The sequence below is a fragment of the Providencia sp. PROV252 genome (genome assembly GCF_033676005.1).
Classification (GTDB): Bacteria; Pseudomonadota; Gammaproteobacteria; order Enterobacterales; family Enterobacteriaceae; genus Providencia; species Providencia vermicola.
Genome location: NZ_CP096294.1, coordinates 4,476,167 through 4,499,654 on the forward strand (window position 1 = coordinate 4,476,167; position 23,488 = coordinate 4,499,654).

23 protein-coding genes are annotated in these 23,488 nt (G+C 38.2%); 8 read left to right on the forward strand and 15 right to left on the reverse strand.

All coding sequences use genetic code 11. The annotated features are described in order from the left end of the window. Positions 1-32: 32 nt before the first annotated feature. Positions 33-1,058, reverse strand: coding sequence for an L-threonine 3-dehydrogenase (tdh, locus tag M1F05_RS20805; protein WP_206085771.1), 1,026 nt, complete (start codon positions 1,056-1,058; stop codon positions 33-35). A 10-nt stretch (positions 1,059-1,068) separates the two neighbouring features. Further along, positions 1,069-2,265 carry a glycine C-acetyltransferase gene (locus tag M1F05_RS20810; RefSeq protein WP_206085770.1) on the reverse strand — a complete coding sequence of 399 codons (1,197 nt, stop codon included), beginning with the start codon at positions 2,263-2,265 and terminating at the stop codon, positions 1,069-1,071. A gap of 229 nt (positions 2,266-2,494) precedes the next feature. Here M1F05_RS20810 and rfaD point away from each other — a divergent pair, with 229 nt between their 5' ends. Genes rfaD through rfaC form a run of 3 tightly spaced genes read left to right on the forward strand, consistent with a single transcriptional unit; the run spans position 2,495 to position 5,454 of the window. Beyond that, positions 2,495-3,433, forward strand: coding sequence for an ADP-glyceromanno-heptose 6-epimerase (gene rfaD, locus M1F05_RS20815; RefSeq protein WP_206085769.1), 939 nt, complete (start codon positions 2,495-2,497; stop codon positions 3,431-3,433). 9 nt (positions 3,434-3,442) lie between these two features. Next, complete coding sequence (gene rfaF, locus M1F05_RS20820; RefSeq protein WP_206085767.1) at positions 3,443-4,489, forward strand: ADP-heptose--LPS heptosyltransferase RfaF; 1,047 nt, start codon at positions 3,443-3,445, stop codon at positions 4,487-4,489. Further along, positions 4,489-5,454: a lipopolysaccharide heptosyltransferase RfaC gene (gene rfaC, locus M1F05_RS20825; protein ID WP_206085765.1), complete on the forward strand. Its 966-nt coding sequence runs from the start codon at positions 4,489-4,491 to the stop codon at positions 5,452-5,454. The genes rfaF and rfaC overlap by 1 nt, the downstream gene beginning before the upstream one ends. Positions 5,455-5,491: 37 nt before the next feature. On the opposite strand, the gene M1F05_RS20830 is transcribed toward rfaC, so the two are convergent. Both M1F05_RS20830 and waaA read right to left on the reverse strand, forming a co-directional pair. Further along, complete coding sequence (locus M1F05_RS20830; protein WP_206085763.1) at positions 5,492-6,952, reverse strand: ArnT family glycosyltransferase; 1,461 nt, start codon at positions 6,950-6,952, stop codon at positions 5,492-5,494. A gap of 187 nt (positions 6,953-7,139) precedes the next feature. Next, positions 7,140-8,420: a lipid IV(A) 3-deoxy-D-manno-octulosonic acid transferase gene (waaA, locus tag M1F05_RS20835; RefSeq protein ID WP_206085995.1), complete on the reverse strand. Its 1,281-nt coding sequence runs from the start codon at positions 8,418-8,420 to the stop codon at positions 7,140-7,142. Between the two features lie 203 nt (positions 8,421-8,623). Between waaA and coaD the strand changes: the two genes are divergently transcribed. After that, entirely contained in the window at positions 8,624-9,109 is a 486-nt protein-coding gene (coaD, locus tag M1F05_RS20840; RefSeq protein WP_206085761.1) for a pantetheine-phosphate adenylyltransferase, read from the forward strand. Between the two features lie 10 nt (positions 9,110-9,119). Here the strand turns inward: coaD and mutM are convergent, their stop codons facing one another. Further along, complete coding sequence (gene mutM, locus M1F05_RS20845; protein WP_206085753.1) at positions 9,120-9,929, reverse strand: bifunctional DNA-formamidopyrimidine glycosylase/DNA-(apurinic or apyrimidinic site) lyase; 810 nt, start codon at positions 9,927-9,929, stop codon at positions 9,120-9,122. Between the two features lie 200 nt (positions 9,930-10,129). Here mutM and M1F05_RS20850 point away from each other — a divergent pair, with 200 nt between their 5' ends. After that, the gene (locus tag M1F05_RS20850; RefSeq protein WP_206085751.1) at positions 10,130-11,368 is read left to right on the forward strand and encodes an O-antigen ligase family protein; all 1,239 of its coding nucleotides are present in this window, start codon (positions 10,130-10,132) and stop codon (positions 11,366-11,368) included. Positions 11,369-11,409: 41 nt separating this feature from the next. Here M1F05_RS20850 and M1F05_RS20855 read toward each other — a convergent pair whose 3' ends face one another. Further along, positions 11,410-12,450: a glycosyltransferase gene (locus tag M1F05_RS20855; protein WP_272516350.1), complete on the reverse strand. Its 1,041-nt coding sequence runs from the start codon at positions 12,448-12,450 to the stop codon at positions 11,410-11,412. 324 nt (positions 12,451-12,774) lie between these two features. On the opposite strand from M1F05_RS20855, the gene M1F05_RS20860 reads away from it, so the two are divergent. Then, positions 12,775-13,086: a hypothetical protein gene (locus M1F05_RS20860; protein ID WP_318825959.1), complete on the forward strand. Its 312-nt coding sequence runs from the start codon at positions 12,775-12,777 to the stop codon at positions 13,084-13,086. Positions 13,087-13,218: 132 nt separating this feature from the next. Then, positions 13,219-14,328 (forward strand): phosphoethanolamine transferase, encoded by a 1,110-nt coding sequence (locus M1F05_RS20865; protein WP_318825960.1) that lies wholly within the window; start codon positions 13,219-13,221, stop codon positions 14,326-14,328. Positions 14,329-14,371: 43 nt separating this feature from the next. Here the strand turns inward: M1F05_RS20865 and M1F05_RS20870 are convergent, their stop codons facing one another. Next, entirely contained in the window at positions 14,372-15,343 is a 972-nt protein-coding gene (locus M1F05_RS20870) for a glycosyltransferase family 52 (protein WP_206085745.1), read from the reverse strand. A gap of 220 nt (positions 15,344-15,563) precedes the next feature. Here M1F05_RS20870 and M1F05_RS20875 point away from each other — a divergent pair, with 220 nt between their 5' ends. Beyond that, positions 15,564-16,772 (forward strand): IS4-like element ISVsa5 family transposase, encoded by a 1,209-nt coding sequence (locus tag M1F05_RS20875; protein ID WP_001339197.1) that lies wholly within the window; start codon positions 15,564-15,566, stop codon positions 16,770-16,772. Between the two features lie 9 nt (positions 16,773-16,781). On the opposite strand, the gene M1F05_RS20880 is transcribed toward M1F05_RS20875, so the two are convergent. From M1F05_RS20880 to radC, 8 genes are all read right to left on the reverse strand, one after another. Continuing rightward, positions 16,782-17,717, reverse strand: coding sequence for a glycosyltransferase family 9 protein (locus M1F05_RS20880; RefSeq protein WP_318825961.1), 936 nt, complete (start codon positions 17,715-17,717; stop codon positions 16,782-16,784). Between the two features lie 43 nt (positions 17,718-17,760). Beyond that, positions 17,761-18,771: a lipopolysaccharide 3-alpha-galactosyltransferase gene (gene waaO / locus M1F05_RS20885; RefSeq protein ID WP_206085742.1), complete on the reverse strand. Its 1,011-nt coding sequence runs from the start codon at positions 18,769-18,771 to the stop codon at positions 17,761-17,763. A 28-nt stretch (positions 18,772-18,799) separates the two neighbouring features. Continuing rightward, on the reverse strand, positions 18,800-19,597 hold the full coding sequence (gene rfaP / locus M1F05_RS20890; protein WP_206085719.1) for a lipopolysaccharide core heptose(I) kinase RfaP: 798 nt from the start codon (positions 19,595-19,597) through the stop codon (positions 18,800-18,802). Next, positions 19,590-20,714 carry a glycosyltransferase family 4 protein gene (locus tag M1F05_RS20895; protein ID WP_206085717.1) on the reverse strand — a complete coding sequence of 375 codons (1,125 nt, stop codon included), beginning with the start codon at positions 20,712-20,714 and terminating at the stop codon, positions 19,590-19,592. The genes rfaP and M1F05_RS20895 overlap by 8 nt, the downstream gene beginning before the upstream one ends. Position 20,715: 1 nt before the next feature. Continuing rightward, positions 20,716-21,780: a lipopolysaccharide core heptosyltransferase RfaQ gene (rfaQ, locus tag M1F05_RS20900; protein ID WP_206085716.1), complete on the reverse strand. Its 1,065-nt coding sequence runs from the start codon at positions 21,778-21,780 to the stop codon at positions 20,716-20,718. 205 nt (positions 21,781-21,985) lie between these two features. Then, the gene (rpmG, locus tag M1F05_RS20905; RefSeq protein WP_004265124.1) at positions 21,986-22,153 is read right to left on the reverse strand and encodes a 50S ribosomal protein L33; all 168 of its coding nucleotides are present in this window, start codon (positions 22,151-22,153) and stop codon (positions 21,986-21,988) included. Positions 22,154-22,164: 11 nt separating this feature from the next. Continuing rightward, positions 22,165-22,401: a 50S ribosomal protein L28 gene (gene rpmB / locus M1F05_RS20910; protein WP_004265123.1), complete on the reverse strand. Its 237-nt coding sequence runs from the start codon at positions 22,399-22,401 to the stop codon at positions 22,165-22,167. 251 nt (positions 22,402-22,652) lie between these two features. Then, positions 22,653-23,318 (reverse strand): RadC family protein, encoded by a 666-nt coding sequence (radC, locus tag M1F05_RS20915; protein WP_206085714.1) that lies wholly within the window; start codon positions 23,316-23,318, stop codon positions 22,653-22,655. Between the last annotated feature and the right edge of the window lie 170 nt (positions 23,319-23,488).

A 23,488-nucleotide genomic window follows, 5' to 3' on the forward strand; every position in this document is an offset into this window, starting at 1 on the left:
AGGTAATAACCCAGAAGGGAATAACTCGCTAATTAATCCCAGTTTAAAATCACTTTTCCGGCTTGGCCTGAGCGCATAACGTCAAAGCCTTTTTGGAAATCATCAATGGAAAATTGATGAGTGATGATGGGTGATAAATCTAATCCTGATTGGATCAGTGTCGCCATTTTATACCAAGTTTCGAACATCTCTCGGCCATAAATACCTTTAATAAACAGTCCCTTGAATATAACTTGGCTCCAATCTGTTGCCATTGAGGCTGGAGGTATCCCTAATAATGCAATACGTCCACCATGGTTCATGGTGTCTAACATGGTTTGAAAAGCCGCAGGCGCCCCCGAAACTTCTAATGCCACATCAAAACCTTCTTTCATGCCAAGTTCGTTCATCACATCTTTTAGGTTTTCACGACTCACATTGACTGCACGGGAAACACCCATTTTTTTCGCTAATTCAAGGCGATAGTCATTCACATCCGTAATAACTACATGACGAGCGCCAACATGGCGACAGACCGCGGCAGCCATGATGCCAATCGGCCCAGCTCCAGAAACCAGCACATCCTCACCCACTAAATCGAACGAAAGCGCTGTATGCACAGCGTTACCAAATGGGTCAAAAATAGCGGCTATTTCATCGGGAATATTGTCGGGTATTTTGAATGCGTTGAAAGCTGGGATCACCAAATACTCGGCGAAACAGCCTTCTCGATTCACGCCTACACCAATTGTATTACGACAAAGATGGGTACGGCCACCACGACAGTTACGGCAGTGACCACATGTAATATGCCCTTCTCCTGACACTCGGTCACCAATTTTAAAACCTTTGACTTCCTGCCCAATCGCAACAATTTCCCCTATATATTCATGACCGACCACCATCGGGACAGGAATGGTTTTTTGTGACCATTCATCCCAGTTATAGATATGTACATCTGTACCGCAGATAGCGGTTTTACGAATTTTGATCATCACATCATTGTGCCCGAGTTCCGGTTTCGGAACGTCCGTCATCCATATACCTGGTTCAGCTTTTAGTTTGGACAGTGCTTTCATAAAAGACCTTTTATTTGATTATTTTTAGTTTTCTACCAATGCGGGTGAATGCTTCAACGGCGTGTAAAATATCCTCCTCACTGTGGGCTGCGGACATCTGTGTACGAATTCGTGCCTGACCTTGCGGCACAACTGGGTAGAAAAAGCCAGTGACATAGATACCTTCATCAAGTAGCTCTTTCGCAAAAGTTTGGGCGAGCTTGGCGTCACCTAACATAACAGGGATGATAGCGTGGTCGGCTCCGGCAAGCGTGAAACCCGCTGCCGTCATTCTTTCCCTAAATAACACCGCGTTACGCCATAGTTTTTCACGTAGTGATTGGCCTTCTTCCATCATATCAATCACTTTGATAGACGCGGCAACAATCGCAGGCGCAAGGGAATTCGAGAATAAATAAGGGCGAGAACGCTGACGTAGCCACTCAACGACCTCTTTTTTCGCTGCCGTATAACCACCGGAAGCACCGCCAAGTGCTTTACCTAACGTTCCCGTAATAATATCGATACGCCCCATTACATTGCAGTATTCATGGCTACCGCGCCCATTTTCGCCGACAAAACCCACGGCATGGGAGTCATCAACCATCACTAACGCTTGGTACTCATCCGCTAAGTCACAAATAGATTGTAAATCAGCAATCACACCATCCATTGAAAAAACGCCATCAGTGGCAATTAAAATATGACGAGCCCCCGCCGCTTTTGCTTCTTCTAGGCGTTCTTTTAACTCAACCATATTGTTATTGCTGTAACGGTAGCGTTTAGCTTTACTTAACCGCACACCATCAATAATTGAAGCATGGTTTAATGCATCAGAAATAATGGCATCTTCTGGCCCCAATAAGGTTTCGAATAGGCCACCGTTAGCATCAAAACAGGATGAATAGAGAATAGCGTCTTCCATGCCTAAGAAATCAGCCAGTTTGCGCTCTAAAACTTTATGGCTGTCTTGCGTTCCACAAATAAAACGGACGGAAGCCATTCCAAAACCATGAGTATCCATGCCTTGTTTAGCCGCTTCAATTAACACCGGGTGGTTCGCAAGCCCAAGATAATTATTAGCGCAGAAATTGATGACTCGTTGGCCTCCGACAATTTCAATGTCGGCATCTTGTGAGGTCGTAATAATGCGTTCGTGTTTAAATAACCCATCCGCTTCAATTTGTACCAATTGGTCTTGAATCTGCTGATAAAATCTTTCTGACATGATTTCTTCCTGTATAGTGACTATTTATAGAGTTTAATAATAGTCTCTGTGTGTAGCGATATTCACAGCATAAATAAGTTAAGTTTGTAGCCAAGATCACGATATTTACCTTGTTCCCATTCAGCCCCTAGTTCAATTCTCTGCTATCAATGCTACCGTCTGCGCCAAGAGATGTTATTATAGTCATCAATTGTTATTCCATTTTCTTAACCCATTTGAGGTATACCCAATGATCATAGTCACTGGTGGAGCTGGTTTTATTGGCAGCAATATTGTTAGAGCCCTAAATGCAATCGGCCGCACAGATATCCTAGTGGTAGATAATCTGAAAGATGGCACTAAGTTTGCCAACCTTGTTGACCTTGATATTGCGGACTACGCAGATAAAGAAGATTTTCTTGTTAGCATCCTTTCAGGTGATGACTTTGGCGATGTTGATGCCGTATTCCATGAAGGTGCATGTTCATCCACTACGGAGTGGGATGGCAAGTATATGATGGATAATAACTATCAGTATTCTAAAGAGTTATTACATTACTGCTTAGAACGCGAAATTCCCTTCTTATACGCCTCTTCTGCCGCCACTTATGGCGGCCGTAGCGACAACTTTATTGAAGAACGTGAGTTCGAAAAGCCATTAAATGTCTATGGTTACTCTAAATTCCAATTTGACCAATATGTTCGTGAAATCCTGCCAGAAGCTGAGTCACAAATTTGCGGCTTCCGTTATTTCAACGTTTATGGCCCAAATGAAGAACACAAAGGTGGCATGGCGAGCGTTGCTTATCATTTAAATAAACAAATTAATGAAGGGCAAAACCCGAAATTGTTTGAGGGTAGCGAAACATTCCGCCGTGACTTTATCTATGTTGGCGATGTTGCCGCAGTGAATTTATGGTTCTGGGAAAATAACGTTTCAGGTATTTTTAACTGTGGAACAGGGCGCGCAGAGTCTTTCCAAGCCGTTGCCGATGCCGTGACTGAATTTCACAAAGACAAAAATGTGGCTGTCGAATATATTGAATTCCCAGAAAAATTAAAAGGTCGCTACCAAAGCTTCACACAAGCGGACCTCACCAAGTTACGTGCCGCTGGTTACACTGCGCCATTTAAAACGGTTGCAGAAGGTGTCACTGAATACATGCAGTTACTCAATAAAGACGCGTAATTAGTATTTATGAAAATATTGGTGATCGGCCCTTCGTGGGTAGGGGATATGATGATGTCACAAAGCCTATATCGTACGATAAAGGCGCTTCATCCTCACGCACAAATTGATGTGATGGCACCACAATGGTGCCGTCCTTTATTAGCAAAAATGCCTGAAGTCAATCAAGCCATCCCGATGCCTTTAGGCCATGGTGCCCTTGAAATCGGTGAACGTCGTCGATTAGGCATCAGTTTGCGGGGAAATGGGTACGACCAAGCGATTGTTTTGCCTAACTCATTAAAATCTGCACTTGTTCCGTTCTTTGCTCACATTGCAAAAAGAACGGGCTGGCGCGGGGAGATGCGTTATGGGTTACTCAATGATATTCGCCCATTGAATAAAGAAGCGTTTCCACTCATGGTACAACGCTACGTTGCGCTTGCTTATGATAAGCAAACTATTCAATCTGCTGCTGATATCCCATCACCAATATTAAAACCTAAACTTGTCACGGTGCCACAAGAAGTCAACGAAACACTGCAAACCTTTGGCATTGATGATTCTCGCCCAATTATTGGTTTTTGCCCAGGTGCAGAGTTCGGCCCCGCAAAACGCTGGCCGCACTATCATTATGCAACGCTCGCTCAAGAGCTAATCAGTTTAAAAGGCTACCGAGTCTTATTATTTGGTTCCCAAAAAGACCATCCCGCAGGGGAAGATATTCGCCAAAGTCTAACGGATGATGCCAAATCGTACTGCTATAATTTTGCAGGGAAAACCTCGCTAGAACAAGCCGTTAACTTAATTGATGCCTGCCATGCCGTTGTCAGTAACGATTCAGGCCTTATGCATGTCGCTGCCGCATTAGATAAACCTTTAGTTGCACTTTATGGCCCAAGCAGCCCAGATTTCACACCGCCTTTATCTGATAAAGCAGAAGTGATCCGCTTAATCGAGGGGTATCATAAAGTTCGTAAAGGGGATGGTGAAAGCGGTTATCACCAAAGCCTGATCGATATCCAGCCAGAAATGGTTTTAGACGCATTAGCCCGTTTAAATATAGGTATTGAATAATGCGAGTATTATTAGTCAAAACATCCTCAATGGGCGATGTTTTACATTCTTTACCTGCATTAACCGACGCTCAGCAAGCTATTCCCAATATTCAATTTGATTGGGTCGTTGAGGAAGGTTTCGCTCAAATTCCAACATGGCACAGTGCGGTCAACCAAGTGATCCCTGTCGCTATCCGCCGTTGGCGAAAAAACTGGTTTTCTGCGCCGATCAGGGCTGAACGTGCAGCTTTTCGCCAGCAACTGCAAGCAACACAGTATGATGCAATTATTGATGCTCAAGGCCTACTAAAAAGCGCATTTCTTGTTACGCGCTTGGCACATGGCGATAAACACGGCTATGACCGCCATAGCATTCGTGAACCTCTTGCCAGTTTTTTCTACGACCACCGTTATGCTATTAGCAAGCAACAACACGCCGTTGAACGCATCCGTCAATTATTTGCGAAAAGCCTTGGGTATGTTTGCCCAGTACAGCAAGGCGATTACGCTATTGCGCAGCATTTCCGACAATCTTCAACTCGTCAGGAATGCCCTTACGTGGTTTTCCTACACTCAACCACCCGTGATGATAAACACTGGCCTGAAGAAAGTTGGCGGAATTTAATTGAATTAATGGCGGGGAGTGGCATAAAAATAAAGCTACCGTGGGGAGCGCCACATGAACAGCAACGCGCACAGCGGTTGGCAAACGGTTTTGATTTTGTTGAGGTCTTACCTAAACTCACGTTAGCTGAAGTTGCACAGCAAATTGCCAATGCCAAAGCTGTTGTCTCTGTTGATACAGGGCTAAGCCATCTAACTGCTGCACTGGATAAACCTAACTTCACGCTCTTTGGCCCTACCGATCCAGGGCTGATTGGGGGTTATGGGCAAGAACAGCACGAATTGATATCAACCAACAAGGTTATGGCTAATATTACACCAAATACAGTTTATCAACAGCTGGTTCAATTTATTTCATAAGATAAAAAATCGGCATATCGCCGATTTTTTCTTTAGATCATTTCTGCGGTGCAATAAACCCAAAGCACATCGTTTCAGGCGCGGCATCAGGCTCTGACTGGTAAATGACATCTTCTTTTTCGATGGTAAATTGCGGCCAGAACTTACGTACTTTGGCAAAATTCTCATGGGCACAATCATCGTATTTTTTACCTAATAACAAAGCACCATGCTGGCGAATTTCTGCTTCAGTGATATCACGGTTATATACATTTGGCGGCATATGTTTCTCCATCGACCAAGGTTGGATAACATGCGGCCTGTCTTTCCCATAAATAATAAACCATTGATATTGGTTATCTTCGCCACCGACGTATTTCACGGGTGTACCATAGCGCTGATACCAACGCTGTTCACCATCAGCAATTAAGGTTTTAACACCAATAAATTTTTGCCCTGCTCCGCGGATATTCGCCGCTTGCACTGTGATATAGCCGACAACCACTAAAACCCCAAAAATCGCAAAACCAATGAGTGATTTGTTAAACGGTTTTCTTGGCATCACAGTTATTGAGCCAACAAACAAAGGTGCAATAATCGCCATAAAAGGCTGTAACCATTCTGTAATCCGCCCGCCATCATGGAACGAGAACCAGCCATAAATAACAACTAGAGGGAATAAAATAATGAAATTTGCCATACGATTAGGCAATGCTTTAGGCCACCCAAGTTTCCCGCCACTGCAATAAATAATAATGGCCGCAATCACTAACGGGTAAAAAACACTAAGTGCCGCTTGAGTTGTATGGAAATTAAAACCAGGGTCAATTTGCGAATCCACCCATTTGAAAGCAGAGAAATCCGTTGCCATCAACCAAAAGAAATTAGGTAGAACTAACGCAAACCACAGTGCGATAGCCAAATAAAAGACAGGATAACGATAGCTTTGACGCGCTTGCTTAACAAAAATAGTCAGTAAAAAAACCGAGCCGACTAAAGCCAATGTTGAGTATTTACCCATTGTTGCCAGCCCAGCAAACAAGGCAAAAGGCAACCACCACGCTGGATTATCGTCCACCGCACGCAAAAAGAAATACAACACCCATGGCCACAAAGTGACTAAAATATAGTTATCATTATAAGGAATGATATCGAAATTAATGACACCTGATAAATTCAGCATCAACATTGCAAACCAAGCGAGATCACGACGCCCAGTTAAACGATAAGCCAGCTTCCAGACCCCCAACAGACCAAACGCAATACCGATAAAATGGATCAAATACCAATAAAAACTATACGAAATCCCCAAATAGATAGCTGGCCACATCAATACGCCAACAAACCAGGGATTTTTCGGGGAGCCCCATTCCCCATTCATTCCCCAATTCACAGCTTCTACCGTGTCATAAGGCACTGTTGGGTCAAAATAAAAGCTCGCTAAGATCCATGCTACGGCATAGCCTATGATCCATAAATAAACATATTTATTTGAATTTGGTTGATTGATTGCTGGCATACTGTCTTAAAATATAAGGAAAAAACAAGTACTCTATTCATGACTTAAAAAGCAAAATAGAATACCCCTATAACAAACGGTGCAGTCTACTATAGTTTAAATATAATACTAAGGTGTGGGAGAAAATATTCACTGTTCATTGTTGAAATGTTCAAGTTAGCCTATCTAAAAAAGACACTCTTGATTATTATTGTTCTTTTGGGGGTAAATATGGCTGCAATAATTTTAATAGCCGTTGCAGAGCGCCTTGGTTTTCATGTAAAACTTCTGCAGCATGGCGGCCATAATATAAACGGTAGTCTTCATCAGAAAGCAAGCTAGTTACAGCTTGGGCCATCGATTCACTATCCGTGACAGTAATCAGCCCATCTGCCTGCGTTAACTTTCCACAAATATCTTTAAAATTAAAGGTATGCGGTCCCATTAAAACGGGTAATGCATGCGCTGCCGCTTCTAGAGGGTTATGCCCTCCCGTTTCAACTAAGCTTCCACCAACAAAGGCAATATCTGCAATTCCATACAGCAACATCAATTCACCCATGGTATCGCCAATAACCACTTGAGTATCTACGCTAGGAATAGTGTTGGCACTACGACGAATAAACGTTAAGCCCGCTTTTTGAGTTAGCTCTTCAGCTTTCGTAAAACGTTCAGGGTGGCGAGGGACTAAAATAAGCAATAAATTAGGAAAACGTTTTAATAACTTTTGGTGTGTCTCTAAGACAATCGCTTCTTCACCATCATGAGTACTGGTCGCAATCCATACAGGGCGATGAGCAGCCCATTGCCTGCGAAGTGTAATGGCTCGAACGGCTAATTCAGGGGTAACAGAAATATCAAATTTTAAGCTTCCCGTCACTGTTAACTGCATACGCCTTAACCCTAACTGAACAAAGCGCTCACCATCTTCTTGGTGCTGTGCTGCAATCATCGTGACATTACGCAGCATACGCTTCACAAAGCTGCCTAATTTTTGATAACCCGCTGCGGAACGCTCTGACAATCGCGCATTGGCGATAACTAAAGGAATTTTTTGCTTATGTAATTGATTTATCATGTTTGGCCAAAGCTCAGTTTCCATGATGATCACAAGCTTAGGATCAACCTGCTTAAGAAAACGACGCATCGAGCCAGGTAAATCATAGGGTAGGTAAACATGGCTAACATCATCACCAAATGCGGACTGTACACGTTCCGACCCTGTTGGCGTCATTGTTGTAACAGTGATGGGCAAAGAAGGATAATGATGACGGAGTGCCCTGACTAAAGGGACTGCAGCGAGCGTTTCGCCAACTGACACCGAATGCAGCAAAATGCCTTGAGGCTTAACTTTACCCGCACAAAAACCATAGCGCTCGCCCCAACGTTTACGGTACGCAGGCGCTTTTCGGCTACGCAGTAAAAGGCGAACCCATATAAATGGCTGGATAAGATAAAGAAGTACCTGATATAACCGCAGCAATAACATTCGATCTGATTCACTTACCAAAATTGGCGCTATCTTACCATAAACCTTCTGCAAAAGTGTGCAGAATATGCACCTAAAAATTCACAGAGCCTCGCTAACTCTTGTTGCAACCATACGAGATAGCCGATAAGGTTAAACGCTCACATCGCTTATTTACGCTAATATTTTGAATAAGCAATAACAAACAATGAGATACTATCGCCATGGAACATAAAGCCATCTACCCAGGTACCTTTGACCCGATCACATCAGGGCACGTTGATATTGTCACCCGTGCAGCGGCAATGTTTGACCATGTGCTACTCGCGATAGCCAATAGCCAACGCAAGAACCCCATGTTCACCCTTGATGAGCGAGTTTCCCTTGCAAGGGAAGTAACGTCTCATCTTGATAATGTTGAAGTCGTGGGTTTTTCTGAGTTAATGGCGAGCTTTGCACAAAAAAAAGGGGCGAATATTCTAATTCGTGGTGTCCGTTCCGTGGCTGATTTTGAATATGAGTGGCAATTAGCGAATATGAACCGCCACTTCGTCCCTGAATTAGAAACGGTATTTTTACTCCCATCACAAAGCCTATCTTTCGTTTCATCCTCTTTAATCAAAGACGTTGCCCTTCATGATGGTGATATTTCCTCTTTTCTTCCCCCTGTCGTTGCAGATGCGATGCTAAGAAAGCTCAATAAAAAATAGCTATTACAGATTACTTTTGGCATTGCGGACAGAAAAAAGTACTACGCTGGCCTTGTTTAATACTTTCAATTGGTGTTCCGCACATTGAACAAGGCTCTCCCTTTTTACCATACACAAACAACTCTTGTGCAAAATACCCCGGTTTACCATCTGACTGCAAAAAATCCTTCAGCGTTGTACCACCTTGCTCAATCGACCGTGTTAACACGAGTTTGATTTGCTTAACCAACTCCGTGATTTCAGCCAATGTTAATGTATTGGTTATTTTTTCAGGTGAGATTTTTGTCGCAAATAAAGCTTCATTTGCATAAATATTGCCAACGCCAACCACGACTTTGTTATCCATCAGCCAAGGCTTGACCGCCACTTTCTTTTTTTGTGAGAGTTCATAAAGATATTGCGGGTTAAATGCATCAGATAGGGGCTCAGGGCCCAAGTGCGCGAGTACCGAACTATTTTCTAAGTCGTCACACCACAACCAAGCGCCAAAACGCCGAGGGTCGGTATAGCGTAAAACTTTACCGTCACGCATGACTAAATCTACATGGTCATGTTTTTCTTCAGGTAACTCTTGCGTTAAAATACGCACACTGCCTGACATCCCTAAGTGAACGATAATCCAGCCCTTTTTCAATTCAATCAGCAAATACTTCGCACGGCGTTGTACACTTAAAACAATTTCATCAGATAAACTTTTAATTTGTTCACTGACCGGCCAACGCAAACGGCTGTTTCTTACGACTGCATAAGAGATTGTATTACCGACTAAATGTGGTTCAATGCCACGACGGCTGGTTTCGACTTCTGGTAGTTCTGGCATTTTAAACCCTACATAAATCAGATATTAAATATACAATACAGTATGTGGCTCATTAAACGAAATAGGTTACCAGATAGAATCCTTTTATCCATTGGATTTCTTTGCTTCGTTATGAATGTGCTATGTTTACATTCCATACTCTTTCCTACATGATAAGCATCAATTTTTGAGATTAAATCAAAGACAATAAAGGCAATTTCGTGAAAATAAACAGCTTTCTCCTCCACCAATTTCCTTTTTTATTACTATTTTTAGTCACACTGGGAATGTTTACCAACGATACGCAGGGGGTATTAAATGTCTCAGTTGTCTTGCTTTTTTTATATACAACTTTCACACTTTTAAAGAATAGAGTTAATATCAAAACTGACCTTCTCGCTCTAATTAAGGCAAGAAAGATGCTTTTTTTATTTGGTGGCTGGGGGCTATTTTGCGCTATATTTTTTACTTATTCAGGCTTCACTCAAGAGGCCATCAAAGCATTCTTTGATGATTGGCGATATGTTTTTATTATTACTTTCTTTCTTCTCGTATTTAAAAGCGATGGTGATAAATCAAAAAAAACAATCTGTTATGCACTCATTGCCACATTGGCCTTTATAATATTTTTTATTCCAATTCTAAAACAGTTTAAAAATAGTGCTTTACCTCTCTACTTACAACTTAGATATGGTTTCGCACATTATATGACACTCTTATTTCCCTTTACTTTCAGCGCCTTATTTCTATTCAAACAAAGAATATTAAAAGCCTCTATGCTACTTCTTTCTGTATTGGCCTTCTTGTTCATATTGTATACTGGTAGCCGAGGAGGTTTCCTCTCTGTTATTATTGAAGCTGCTATTATTTTGTTTATTTTATCCTCAAACTACAAAAAACTCATTGTTAATATTGTGAGTTTTGGTGTTTTAGCAATAGTAGTTATTTTCGCCTCTTATCATTACATCCCGCAAGTAAAAAATAAAATAAACCAATCTCTATATGCGTCAGACATCACTTCATCTCGAGGTAAAATCATTGATACTCGATATCCAATTTTTACTCAAAATCTCTCATATCAATTGATGGGAGCGGGCTATGGTTCAGTCGCTTATAATCAGTTTTTATTTGATAATAATGCCCCAAAATTCAGTGGTGGAATGGGGTATTCTAGAAGTAAAAAAGAGTCATTTTACAACAATGATGAACCTTTCTTTCTAAATATTAGCTATAATATAGGCCTAATTGGATTAGTTCTGTTTTTGGTAACATTTGCCATCAATATGAGAGACTTATTTAAAAGTATTCAAGTTGAAAAAGATATTTTTAATGTTGGGATATTTGTTTCATCTATCGGCTACTTTTTAGTTTATTGTCTATTTGAATTTATTTTTATCGATATCTTTATTTTATATAATATTTTAACGGCTATTTTTATTCGAAAAATACTAATCAAGTAAAGAAAGGCCCCGTATAAACGTAAATAAACAGGGTTTTAAAATCAAAATATCTTTTTAACTAAATACTTAAATGTTGTAGACAGAAAACCTAAATAATCTCCATTCTTCCTTAAATGTGATTTCTTTCTTGATAACTGTTTATACCCTTTTGGCTTTATTAAATCGATGTCTTTCCATGGAGACTGGCGCCTTGCCTCTTCAAAAAAAGCATATTCCTCATAAAATCTTGCCCACTCATGAAATGGTTTAGTCAAGCCAACAAAGTGAATAAAAACAACATCTTGAGTTATTTTAGGGATGCTGGATTTTTTCCCTATATACCAGTCTAAAGAGAACATATAATTAAAATTCTCACTAATATTAACTAGCTTCGTATTTAATAAAATATTCAAGGCATCTTGGTCTGGGTGACTAAAATCATTATCACTAACTAACTCAATCACTTTATTTGGAATATTATATTCAGCTAATTTTTTTACTGACATATATAAAAAGCCAGAGTTAAAATACATTGACATATTCATTGGCAATGTTTTTTTCTGGCTACAAAACTTATCTTTTACCGCGTACAAAAAAATATTTTCGTTAAACTCTAATGAATCAAGATAAGATAGATTACCTTTACAGATAATATCTGCATCTAAGTACAATAACTTATTGATACTTTTTCCTGCTAAATAAGAGATAATGATCAGGCGAAAATAGATTGCAGAGCTCCAGCCTTTCGATGGCAAAGGTAATGATTGAAATTTTTCGTTATCAATCAAATAAATAGTTAACCTATGTTGCGTTCCTTCAATCAAGCGATGAAAAAGCAATTCATTTTTTAATTTATCAATAAAAACATGGAAATGAAAACGACGTTCAGTGTTATAGATAAGAATTGAGGATATTGAAGTACCTACACCGTATAAAAAATTTTCATCTACACCATAAGCGATATGAAAAAAGTCTCCATCACTGATGTTGGTATCTGAGCTTATTTCTATTTTTGATTTTATCATCTCATTACTTAACATCATATGTTCCCATTGCAAGCTTTTTACCATTTTAACTTTAACGCCACTTTCTATAAGTATCATCAATAGTATAAACTATTCTTGGTTTGATTTTAGGTTATTCACGTAGTTTTACACTTTATTCTTTTCACGGAAAACATCATAGAACCAATGCACTAAATGATAATAACTATCATTCCCCCGTTGTTAACAAATTGAAGCTCACCTTTATTCATTAGTAAACACAATACCCATAACTCTAAGTAGTCCCCTTTTACTCGTGTAAATACTTTAGTTTTCCTTTATAATCACGAAGTAAAGCATTATACAAAACATACTCTATAGAAATACAATAAGCTCAATGACTAACGAGTATAACAGTTTTATTTTTAATCACATGGCTGCTCTATGATACAAAAACCAGAGTTAAAAAAAACCTTATTGGTTTTATTTTCCTTAATTATCCTAGCCTCTATAGCTAAACTTATGTTACTAGGCTCGGGGAATGCACACCCTACAGTAAGGGAAATAACGTTAGTTTGTTTTTTAATTATTATATTAAGCTCTTCAAATAAATCTTACTGGTACATAGGATTTCCAATTGTATTGGTTAATGCTATATACACGCCTATTGGCTTAAACTTCGGTGAGCCTACTTATCAATATATTTCATCTGTTATTGCTACAGATGCGATAGAGTCCAAAGAATTTTTCACTTAAATTCCGATAAAAAATTATCTTTTTTCGATAGTGATTGTAGCTGGGTTTATTTTCTATCGAAAGATAACCGTTAAGAATGGAATATACTTTTATAAAAATAGAACACTACTTGTTTGCTTAGCTATTCTTGCATTGATTAACCAGTCTCCTTTTAAACTTTTTGATAATATGTATCAATCAACACTAAATGTAAAAAAGGAAGTTGATAGCCTCAGTGAGTTCACTAAAAATAGTGAATGGGGAAAATCAACATTAATAAAGGATAGGACTCAATATGATGACTATGTTTTAGTTATCGGCGAGAGTGTTCGCCGAGATTATATGAGCGCTTATGGGTACCCAATAGATAACACCCCATTTATCAATAAAACTAATGGTATAATAGTTGAAGGATTAACTTCTGGTGGAACCAATACCGTTTCTTCGTTACGCGTAATGTTAACACAATCAAGTACAGAAAGCTGGGAACCCAACTATGGGCAAAATTTTGTTGATTTAGCAAAATCAGCTGGCTATAAAGTTTACTGGATCTCAAATCAAGGTTTTCTTGGTGAATTTGATACACCAATAACGTTTATCGCCAAAAGGAGTGATGTTAAAAAGTTCAACAAGATGGGGGCCTTTAACTCCAACGATTCAAGTGACTTTAGCTTAGTAAATATGTTTAAAGATGAATTAGAAGAAAAAGTAAATAAGAATCAAAAACGGTTATTTGTCATCCATTTATATGGTTCTCACCCTGATGCTTGTGCACGTATTGAAGATTATGAAAATAAATATGTCACTAAAGATAAAAAATATACGAATATCTCATGTTATGTCTCAAGTATCGAAAAAACAGACAATATCCTTGAATCAATTTATAATATATTAAAAATACAAGAAAAAGAAAATAATCGTAGTTTTTCAATGTTATACTTTGCAGACCATGGTGTTTCGCATACCATGATTGATGATGAAATAAAATTAAACTTAAGTAATTCATCTACTCAAGTTCTAAGAACTCCATTAATGGTATTCAACTCTGATAGCTCCAAAAAGGAATATATAAAAACAAAAAAATCAGGAAAATTATTTATACAAGGTATAGCAAATTGGCTGAATATCAAAAATAGTAAGATTCAGCCTAATTACAGCCTATTTACAGAACAAAAAGACAATGATGGATATAATTTTGAACAACAATTTGAGAGACTAAGAAATGGGGATACTGACTTACCCATTGATGTGAGTGAAAAATAGCTTAGAATTCCCTATTTTGCCTATTAATGTTAATAGGCAATTTTCAATCAAGATCAATTATGATAAGTTCCCTAGACAAATCAAATAATAAAAATGATTCAAATATATCCTCCCTAATTAAATTAGTCCTTAACAAAGTTATTTTTACATTATTCATTTTCATTAAGTTTAGCTGGCATGTGCTAGCAAATCCAATTAAATTAACTGAGTGCCCATCACTAATAAGTTTTATAATAAAATCTTCAGATATCGTATCCACACTTTTTTCTATCATAGAAAATGCGTCAATTAAATTTTCTCTCGGATGTCTAAGATAAATAATATTAGGGTACTGCCTTGACAATTCTCTTATTTTACCAAGTAATAAATTAAAATTTTCTTCATTTTTATCTCTCAGTATATCCTTAAATTTTGACCCTATAAATATGTTAATATTTTCTTTCTGAACGTTATTTTTAAAATCAAAATCAAACAAATTAATCTTCACCAATTTAGATTTAACATTTAATTTTCTATTATTATCTAAAATAGTATAATGAACATCACTCTCATTAATTATTCTCTTTATACTATAGTTATTTTGATAAAATAGTTTAGTTAATTTATGTTTTATTTTTCTTTTTTCCTTTAATTCCAAATCAATATTTTTAATTGTATTGATATTTAATATTCCATCATCAAATGTTCTAATAATAAAATCACTTTTTATATTTGACAATATATAATGAATAGTTAAATCATTTGCATTTGCAAGATACACAAAAAGGTTTCCATTTTTTATTTTGGAAATAAATCTCATGATATGCTTGAAATTAAATATCCCATAATCCATCCCAGAAATTAAGTAGGAATCATATTCAGTAAGAATATTTTTCCTTATCCCATTATTAATTATAGAATTTGCTTTGAGATACAAAACATGAAATTCATTATCAAAAACACTAAATTCTTTTTTTATTTTTGAGACTATACTTAATTGCAAAGGTGAGCATACAATAAATATATGATTATTCATTGTCTCCTCCAACTTTATCTAAGAGTTTTAATTCGTGTAAAATAGCATTAACTATATCACTCACATTAAGATTACTAATTCCTGTTGACTCTACTATTTGTTTAGACTTAGCACTGATGAATCCCCTAATGATTTTGGTAAAAATCATTAAGTTAAGGTGGATACACATCTTGTCATATGATCAAATGGTTTCGCGAAAAATCAATAATCAGACAACAAGATGTGCGAACTCGATATTTTACACGACTCTCTTTACCAATTCTGCCCCGAATTACACTTAAAACGACTCAACAGCTTAACGTTGGCTTGCCACGCATTACTTGACTGTAAAACTCTCACTCTTACCGAACTTGGCCGTAACCTGCCAACCAAAGCGAGAACAAAACATAACATCAAACGAATCGACCGATTGTTAGGTAATCGTCACCTCCACAAAGAGCGACTCGCTGTATACCGTTGGCATGCTAGCTTTATCTGTTCGGGCAATACGATGCCCATTGTACTTGTTGACTGGTCTGATATTCGTGAGCAAAAACGACTTATGGTATTGCGAGCTTCAGTCGCACTACACGGTCGTTCTGTTACTCTTTATGAGAAAGCGTTCCCGCTTTCAGAGCAATGTTCAAAGAAAGCTCATGACCAATTTCTAGCCGACCTTGCGAGCATTCTACCGAGTAACACCACACCGCTCATTGTCAGTGATGCTGGCTTTAAAGTGCCATGGTATAAATCCGTTGAGAAGCTGGGTTGGTACTGGTTAAGTCGAGTAAGAGGAAAAGTACAATATGCAGACCTAGGAGCGGAAAACTGGAAACCTATCAGCAACTTACATGATATGTCATCTAGTCACTCAAAGACTTTAGGCTATAAGAGGCTGACTAAAAGCAATCCAATCTCATGCCAAATTCTATTGTATAAATCTCGCTCTAAAGGCCGAAAAAATCAGCGCTCGACACGGACTCATTGTCACCACCCGTCACCTAAAATCTACTCAGCGTCGGCAAAGGAGCCATGGGTTCTAGCAACTAACTTACCTGTTGAAATTCGAACACCCAAACAACTTGTTAATATCTATTCGAAGCGAATGCAGATTGAAGAAACCTTCCGAGACTTGAAAAGTCCTGCCTACGGACTAGGCCTACGCCATAGCCGAACGAGCAGCTCAGAGCGTTTTGATATCATGCTGCTAATCGCCCTGATGCTTCAACTAACATGTTGGCTTGCGGGCGTTCATGCTCAGAAACAAGGTTGGGACAAGCACTTCCAGGCTAACACAGTCAGAAATCGAAACGTACTCTCAACAGTTCGCTTAGGCATGGAAGTTTTGCGGCATTCTGGCTACACAATAACAAGGGAAGACTTACTCGTGGCTGCAACCCTACTAGCTCAAAATTTATTCACACATGGTTACGCTTTGGGGAAATTATGAGGGGATCTCTCAGGACTTAGCATAGTTTGGAGCACATAAAAAATCCGTGTTGAACCCATCATTAAATACTGAACTATAAAATGCTAGCAAAGGAATATCCTTGCTATTTGCTAAATGAACAAAAGATGTATCTGAAGAAATACAAAAATCACAAAGACTTAATATTGCAGCAGATGAAATAAAGCTCTCTGTTTTAAAAAAGTAAACATTTTCATCAATATTAATATTTTTCACTCTGTGTTCTTCGCAGAGTATAATAATACTTATATTCTTTTCTTTTTTTAACTTACCTAAAACTGCATTAACTTGCTCATCACTAAAACTTCTTTCTAGGGTTGATGCGAATGGGCAAAATGCAATTTTTAAATCTGACGTTGGAATATTACCTAGTAGTTCATGGGCTTTTTTTATTTCACCATCTGGTATGTTAACAATATATTGCCCTTCAATTTTACTATTAAAGAATTTTTTTAAAACATGATTATAATAATCAGTTATATGAATATCATTTTCTGAAAGAAAATTATCACTATATTTACTTGGATTTTTAACATTAAAACCACTCAAATACTTATACTTCATTTCACTTAATAGTTTATAATATCTATAAGAAAAAAACCATCCACAGTGACTATAAGGATCCACAACTAAATCATATTTTTGCTGATTTGTTTTTTTTTCATCAATGCAAAGTACATTTCTCACATCTTTATTATTAGTGAATATGTCAAAGTTTTTTTTAGCAATAATAACATCTATGCTCTTATTTAACTTTTTTAGTTCATGAATAAATGAGGTTGCCATTATTGCATCACCAATTCCAACATTAATCAAAATCAGACATACTGAATTAATACTCTCTCCTTCCTCGTAACTAGCTAGTTTTAGCATATTAGTCTGCTGAATTATTGATTTTATTTTATATTTAAATTCACTAAAACTCATATTGTCACCTAACATAGAAATTACATATAGCTAATGAATATTATCAAACTACCTTTTTTAGTAAATATTTTAGATAATTTTTGATACATGCAAAATATCTTTTCTGATAGCTTAAATGCTTGGCACAATAGCGTAAATGATTACTACTCTTCGCTTTTAATAAGGGAATATCTTTCCATGGAGATGCATTTTTTGCATCTATAAAAGGCTGAGCAGTGGGGTAATTGGCCCATTCATGCCAAGGCTTAGTCGGTCCAATATAATGGATCAAAACAGTATCAGATGTTATTGGATTTTCTTTTTTACCTTTTTGTAGCTCATAGTTGATGCTGTATTGGGTGTTATATTTCCCATCAAGATAAATAACTTTCTCTGTTAAGAGCATATTTAAAATATCCTGATCGAGATAAGATAGTTTCGCTTTAACGGTCTCTTGAGAAAGTAATTCCATTGCCTTAGTCGATATATCAAATTTTGACCAATTGACTAAATTAAGAACCAAAAAACCTGCATTAAAATAGCCAGAAGCAATACTTGGGATCCCTAAAGCATCGGCCCGCTTTTGCCACCATACCTTGTCTCTTTCTGGTACTACTGCTGCAATCTCATCTTGTTCAAACTGAATATCTAATAGCGGTTTCAATGAGCCTTGGCACATAATATCCGCATCCATGTAGATCATCCGTTCTAATTGATTCGAAAAATAATCCGCAATAATAAACCTAAAATAGGTAGCATAGGACCAGTTCTTAGTACTCGGTAATGATCTTAGTTGTTCACAATCAATAAGATATATTTTAATACTAGTTTTGTATTGTTCTGCAAGCGCCTTAAACAATCGAGATTGTTCATCATCAAAATAGTCTGTAAAAACATGAAATGAGAATGAAATATCAGAATTTGCTTTTAATAATGATGCGATGGAAATCCCACAACCATATAAAAAATTACGGTCAATACCATACGAAACATGCAAGCTATCATCACCAATAACCGTATCAGATGATGATAAATCAATCTGTTTTGTAACTGCATTTTCCTTATTGAAGAACATTATTCTATCTCTCTAATTTCGATTGTATTTACAATGACTTTCTAATCGTACGTTCTTTTATCTTTTCAGCTTTACGACTGACTTTTCCAATAAGTGCTTGCTCTTTTTTTAAAATTTCTTTTAATGGTAAGGAAAAATAAATCTTCATAAAACGAAAAATATCACGTTGGGTAAGCCCAATATTTAGCGAAGAATAATAGAGGCCAATTAAATCTTTGTCACGCCAACGCATTGGGACTGATTTTCTCAGTTGTGCGCGGTGCAAATCAATCACGGATATTTTTAAATCACCTTCATTTTCGGTGAAAGGTAAATGGAGTAGAAAATGGCAAATATAACAGTCACGATGATTAATACCCGCTTTATGCATACCACGAACCATGTCAGCAACTCGGCGAATAATCATTTGTTTCGTACGAAATAACGGGGGCTCATTTAACCAATTTGCACAATAATCTTCCAAGCTAATGGTTGGCGTTAAGTCTTCTGTAATAATAAATGAATGGCGACGCAGCGGATTTACCCCTTTTTGCCCAAAGGCACGTCCATTCATCGTATCGACACCCACTTGTGTAAGCCGATGAATCGCATTCCATTCTCTATCTGCACCTAAAACAGGCAACCGAAAAGAAATCAGATTTTTCAGGACTTCTTTTAAGGTTGTACCATAATGAATTTTGATAAAATAACTACGACTTTCAACCTCAAAACGTAGCGTTTTTCGGGTCTCTAATGCACGAAAAACCTCACCTTGCAGTTTATCCGCTTCAATAAATGGATCTTTATTTTTCCAAAGCTCATCAAAAGGTGATTTTAATTCAATCATTTTGGCATCCTAAAATAATATCAGCTGCCTTTTGCGGTAGACTATATAAGTCTTCCGTATCTGCAAACTTTTGGGCATTTTTAACCCACGTCATGCGCTTTTCTGTCTCTTCTAAACCATTTTGTAACGCATAATTGAGTTCTGATTGCTCAAAAGGTTCGTTAATAACGACTCCACATTGCGCTTTTTGAATAAACGAGGCGTAACCACACACTTCAGTAACAATAATAGGTAAGCCCGCAGTAATCGCTTCCAATAAGACAATACCCGCAGCTTCTTGGTACGCAGGGTGCATTAAGATATCGGCCGCAGCCATTAATTCTGCAATATCATTACGCCCACTAAAGAAAGATACCTGCTGGCTAATACCTAATGATTGTGCTAACTGCTGGTATTTTGACGGTTTATCTTGGCCTACCACCATCAGCAATGTGTTTTTCTTGATGTTCTCTGGTAGTGCAGCAAGAGCCCTTAACGTACGGTCAACACCTTTACGCTTAAAGTCAGAGCCTACTTGCAATAGCAAAAACGCAGATTCTGGGATTTGGTTCTTTTGGCGATAAATCCGTTTTGCATCAGTAATTTGCTTATCGTATTTACGATCCAAAGCAATACCTGGTGGCAACATATGGAAACGCACATCTTCAGTTTGGTAGTGCTTTTTGAAATGTTTGATTTGATGTGGTGTTAACATTAATAGTTGTGTGGGTTTATCCACATCAAAAACGGCTTTTTCGAATGCCGCATAATGCTTATAACGTGGTGTCAGTTTATAGAAAAAACCTTTTTCTTCAGCAACTTTCTGTGCATAACACACATCCGCAGCATAATAAACATCCAAACCAGGCATCTTATTAAAGCCAACAATACGGTCAACAGGGTGCTGCTTAATATTTGCGAGTACCCAGTCACAATATTGTGCATTTCGACCATGATTGGTGCTTGAAGACACGGGGACAATGACAACCTCAAACCCATCAGGTTTTTCGCCTTCCCATGATTGGGTATACACTCGAATATGATGACCCCGTGATTGGCATTCTGTCGCAATGCGCAAAAAATCGCGCTGTAAACCACCAAAAGGGAAGTATTTATACAAGCAAAATGCCAATTTCATATTAATACCTTGTCATCATGGAACGGATATTCATTGGCAACAATTTTTCCGTTGCTTTAATCACATCTGAGGCAGGAATAATCGAAAGATATTTTTTATTTCTATCCAATTCATCCCGTGGTGGCATTGCTTCGTAATCACCCGCCCAAAATTGTACTGCATTATCCGTCCATGGGCGCCAAAATATGTGATTAGTTGCGCCAAAAAGACACACAATTGGTGTATTTACAGCTGCGGCTATATGCATCGGTGCTGAATCTACACCAATAAATAATGCAGCATGGGCAATCAATGCGCCAAGTTCAGGAAACGTCGTTTTACCCGCTAATTCAGTCACTGGCTTTGTTCGGCAACCATTCGCAATATTATTGACACATTCAAGATCTTCCTTGCTTGGCCCAGAAGTTAATACCACTTGGTAACCACGCGATTGCAATGCATCAATGACTTCAGAGAATTTCTCATCATCCCAGCACTTAAAAATTTGCCGCGCTGTTGGCTGAATAACCACATAGCTGCTATGCACGCCTAAGTCTAATAGCCTTTGGTCAATATTTTTCCAATCATCCGCTGTGTAAGACATCGTTAGATTTGTTTTAAGTTCTTTTAATTCTAACGGTTTAAGCACAGATAAATTATTTAAAACAACATGCTCCCCTTCGGGGATAGTTAAATGCGTGAAGCTGTTACGCCAATATTTAGAATCACGATGACTAAACTGGTGCGAAATTTTTGTTCCCGCAGGAATTGAACGCACCAGTAAACTTACCATCCACTGATCTGCTAAATTAACAACCAAATCGTATTTATTTTTACGCAGCACTAAAAGCAATTTAATAAAATTGCACGCTTTACTTATCCCACTACTTTTTTTATTTGCCATCCCATATAGCGCATTAATTTCGCTGTTTTCAGATAGGATAGGGAGCGTATCCTGATAAAGCAAAACATCAATTTCAGCATCAGGATATTGGTGTTTTAATGAACTGATAACTGGCGTTGTCAGCAACATGTCCCCATGAAACCGCATCTTGATAACAAGAATTTTTTTAAACTGTTTTTTCACCAGGCACTCTTAGTCAGGTCTATGTATAAAAAGTAAAAGACGATAGATATTCGACAATAAATATCATCATTAATTCAATCAATATTCGCTATGTTACTACTTTCAGAATAATGGTCATAGCCTCCTGTGCGCATATCGCCATTCAATTAAAATTTAGGCAAAAAAAAACTCAGCCTAGGCTGAGTTTTTAACGCAGAAAGCAAAATTATTTGATTTTTGCTTCTTTGTAGATCACATGCTTACGAACAACTGGATCGAATTTTTTCAGTTCCAGTTTTTCTGGCATTGTGCGCTTGTTCTTCGTAGTGGTATAGAAGTGACCTGTACCTTCAGAAGAAACCAGCTTGATTTTCTCGCGAATACCTTTAGCCATTTTTTAGCTCCTTAGTACTTCTCACCACGGGTACGCAGTTCAGCAAGAACAGCATCAATACCCTTTTTATCGATAACACGCATACCTTTAGCAGATACACGCAGTGTTACGAAACGTTTCTCAGACTCAACCCAGAAACGGTGAGAGTGCAGGTTTGGCAAAAAACGACGTTTGGTCGCATTTAATGCGTGTGAACGGTTGTTACCGCTCATTGGACGCTTGCCGGTAACTTGGCAGACTCGTGACATGTCTATTCTCCAAAAATCTAATCAGCTCGAGCTTTTTTGTTCTGGGTATGGCCGCCTCGTCAGGCTTAGGAGCCCATCTCAGCAAACTTTTAGTGACTGAAAAAACCGTTTATACCTAAGTAAAAAATTTACTGAGATAGGCCCTTCTCGCCAAACCCAAGATCCTTAAAGGTGGCGTAGTATACGCTTTCAATCGTTTTCACTCAAGCCCAACAACGTAAAAGTTGTCATTTTTTAGGCAAAAAATGATTTTACAGCCACCCTCGCTCTGCAAAGGAGACGCATCGTTTGTGCCCAACAACAAAATGGTCGAGTAATTTCACTCCCATAATGGAACAAGCGCTCTGGATCCGTTCAGTGACTTCTCTATCTGCGGCGCTGGGTTCAGGATTACCTGATGGGTGGTTATGCGCTAAAATGATTGAACTTGCATTCATTTTTATTGCAAAACGAATAATTTCCCTTGGATGAACTTCAACGCGGTTTAATGTGCCCTTAAACATTTCTTCATAACAAATAATTTGATTTTGAGTATTTAAAAATAACACAATAAAGACTTCGCGTTCTTGCCCCGCAAACAAATCAAGCAATCTAGATTTTAGGAGGTCAGGCCCACTCATTACATCCTCATGCAGAAATTGCTCCGAAAAAAAACGACGAGCCAACTCGCTAATGGCTTGCAACTGCGTGAATTTACAGCTTCCCATACCTTTACATTGCATTAGCTTCGTATAATCGGCTTGAATTAATAAATACAAAGAACCGAACTCCTTAATTAGCCGTTCAGCAAGTTTCAAAACTGGCTCTCCTTGGCTCCCCGTTCGCAAAAAAATCGCTAATAATTCGGCATCCGAGAGCGCTGCTGCACCATAAGCAAGTAGCTTCTCTCTGGGCGGTAAGTTTTGGTGTTCATTCATGATATTATTCGTCCTTGAATTCTCTCTCACCACTTTTATCGAGTTTTCAGTGAATCACAATTGCGCTCATAAGGCTTTGCGTAGCGCTTCGCAAAAATAATAAGTTGATGCAAAATCGAGCGCGCCACCTAAACGTGCAATGTGGTAATATGCCGTTCATGTTGAGCAAA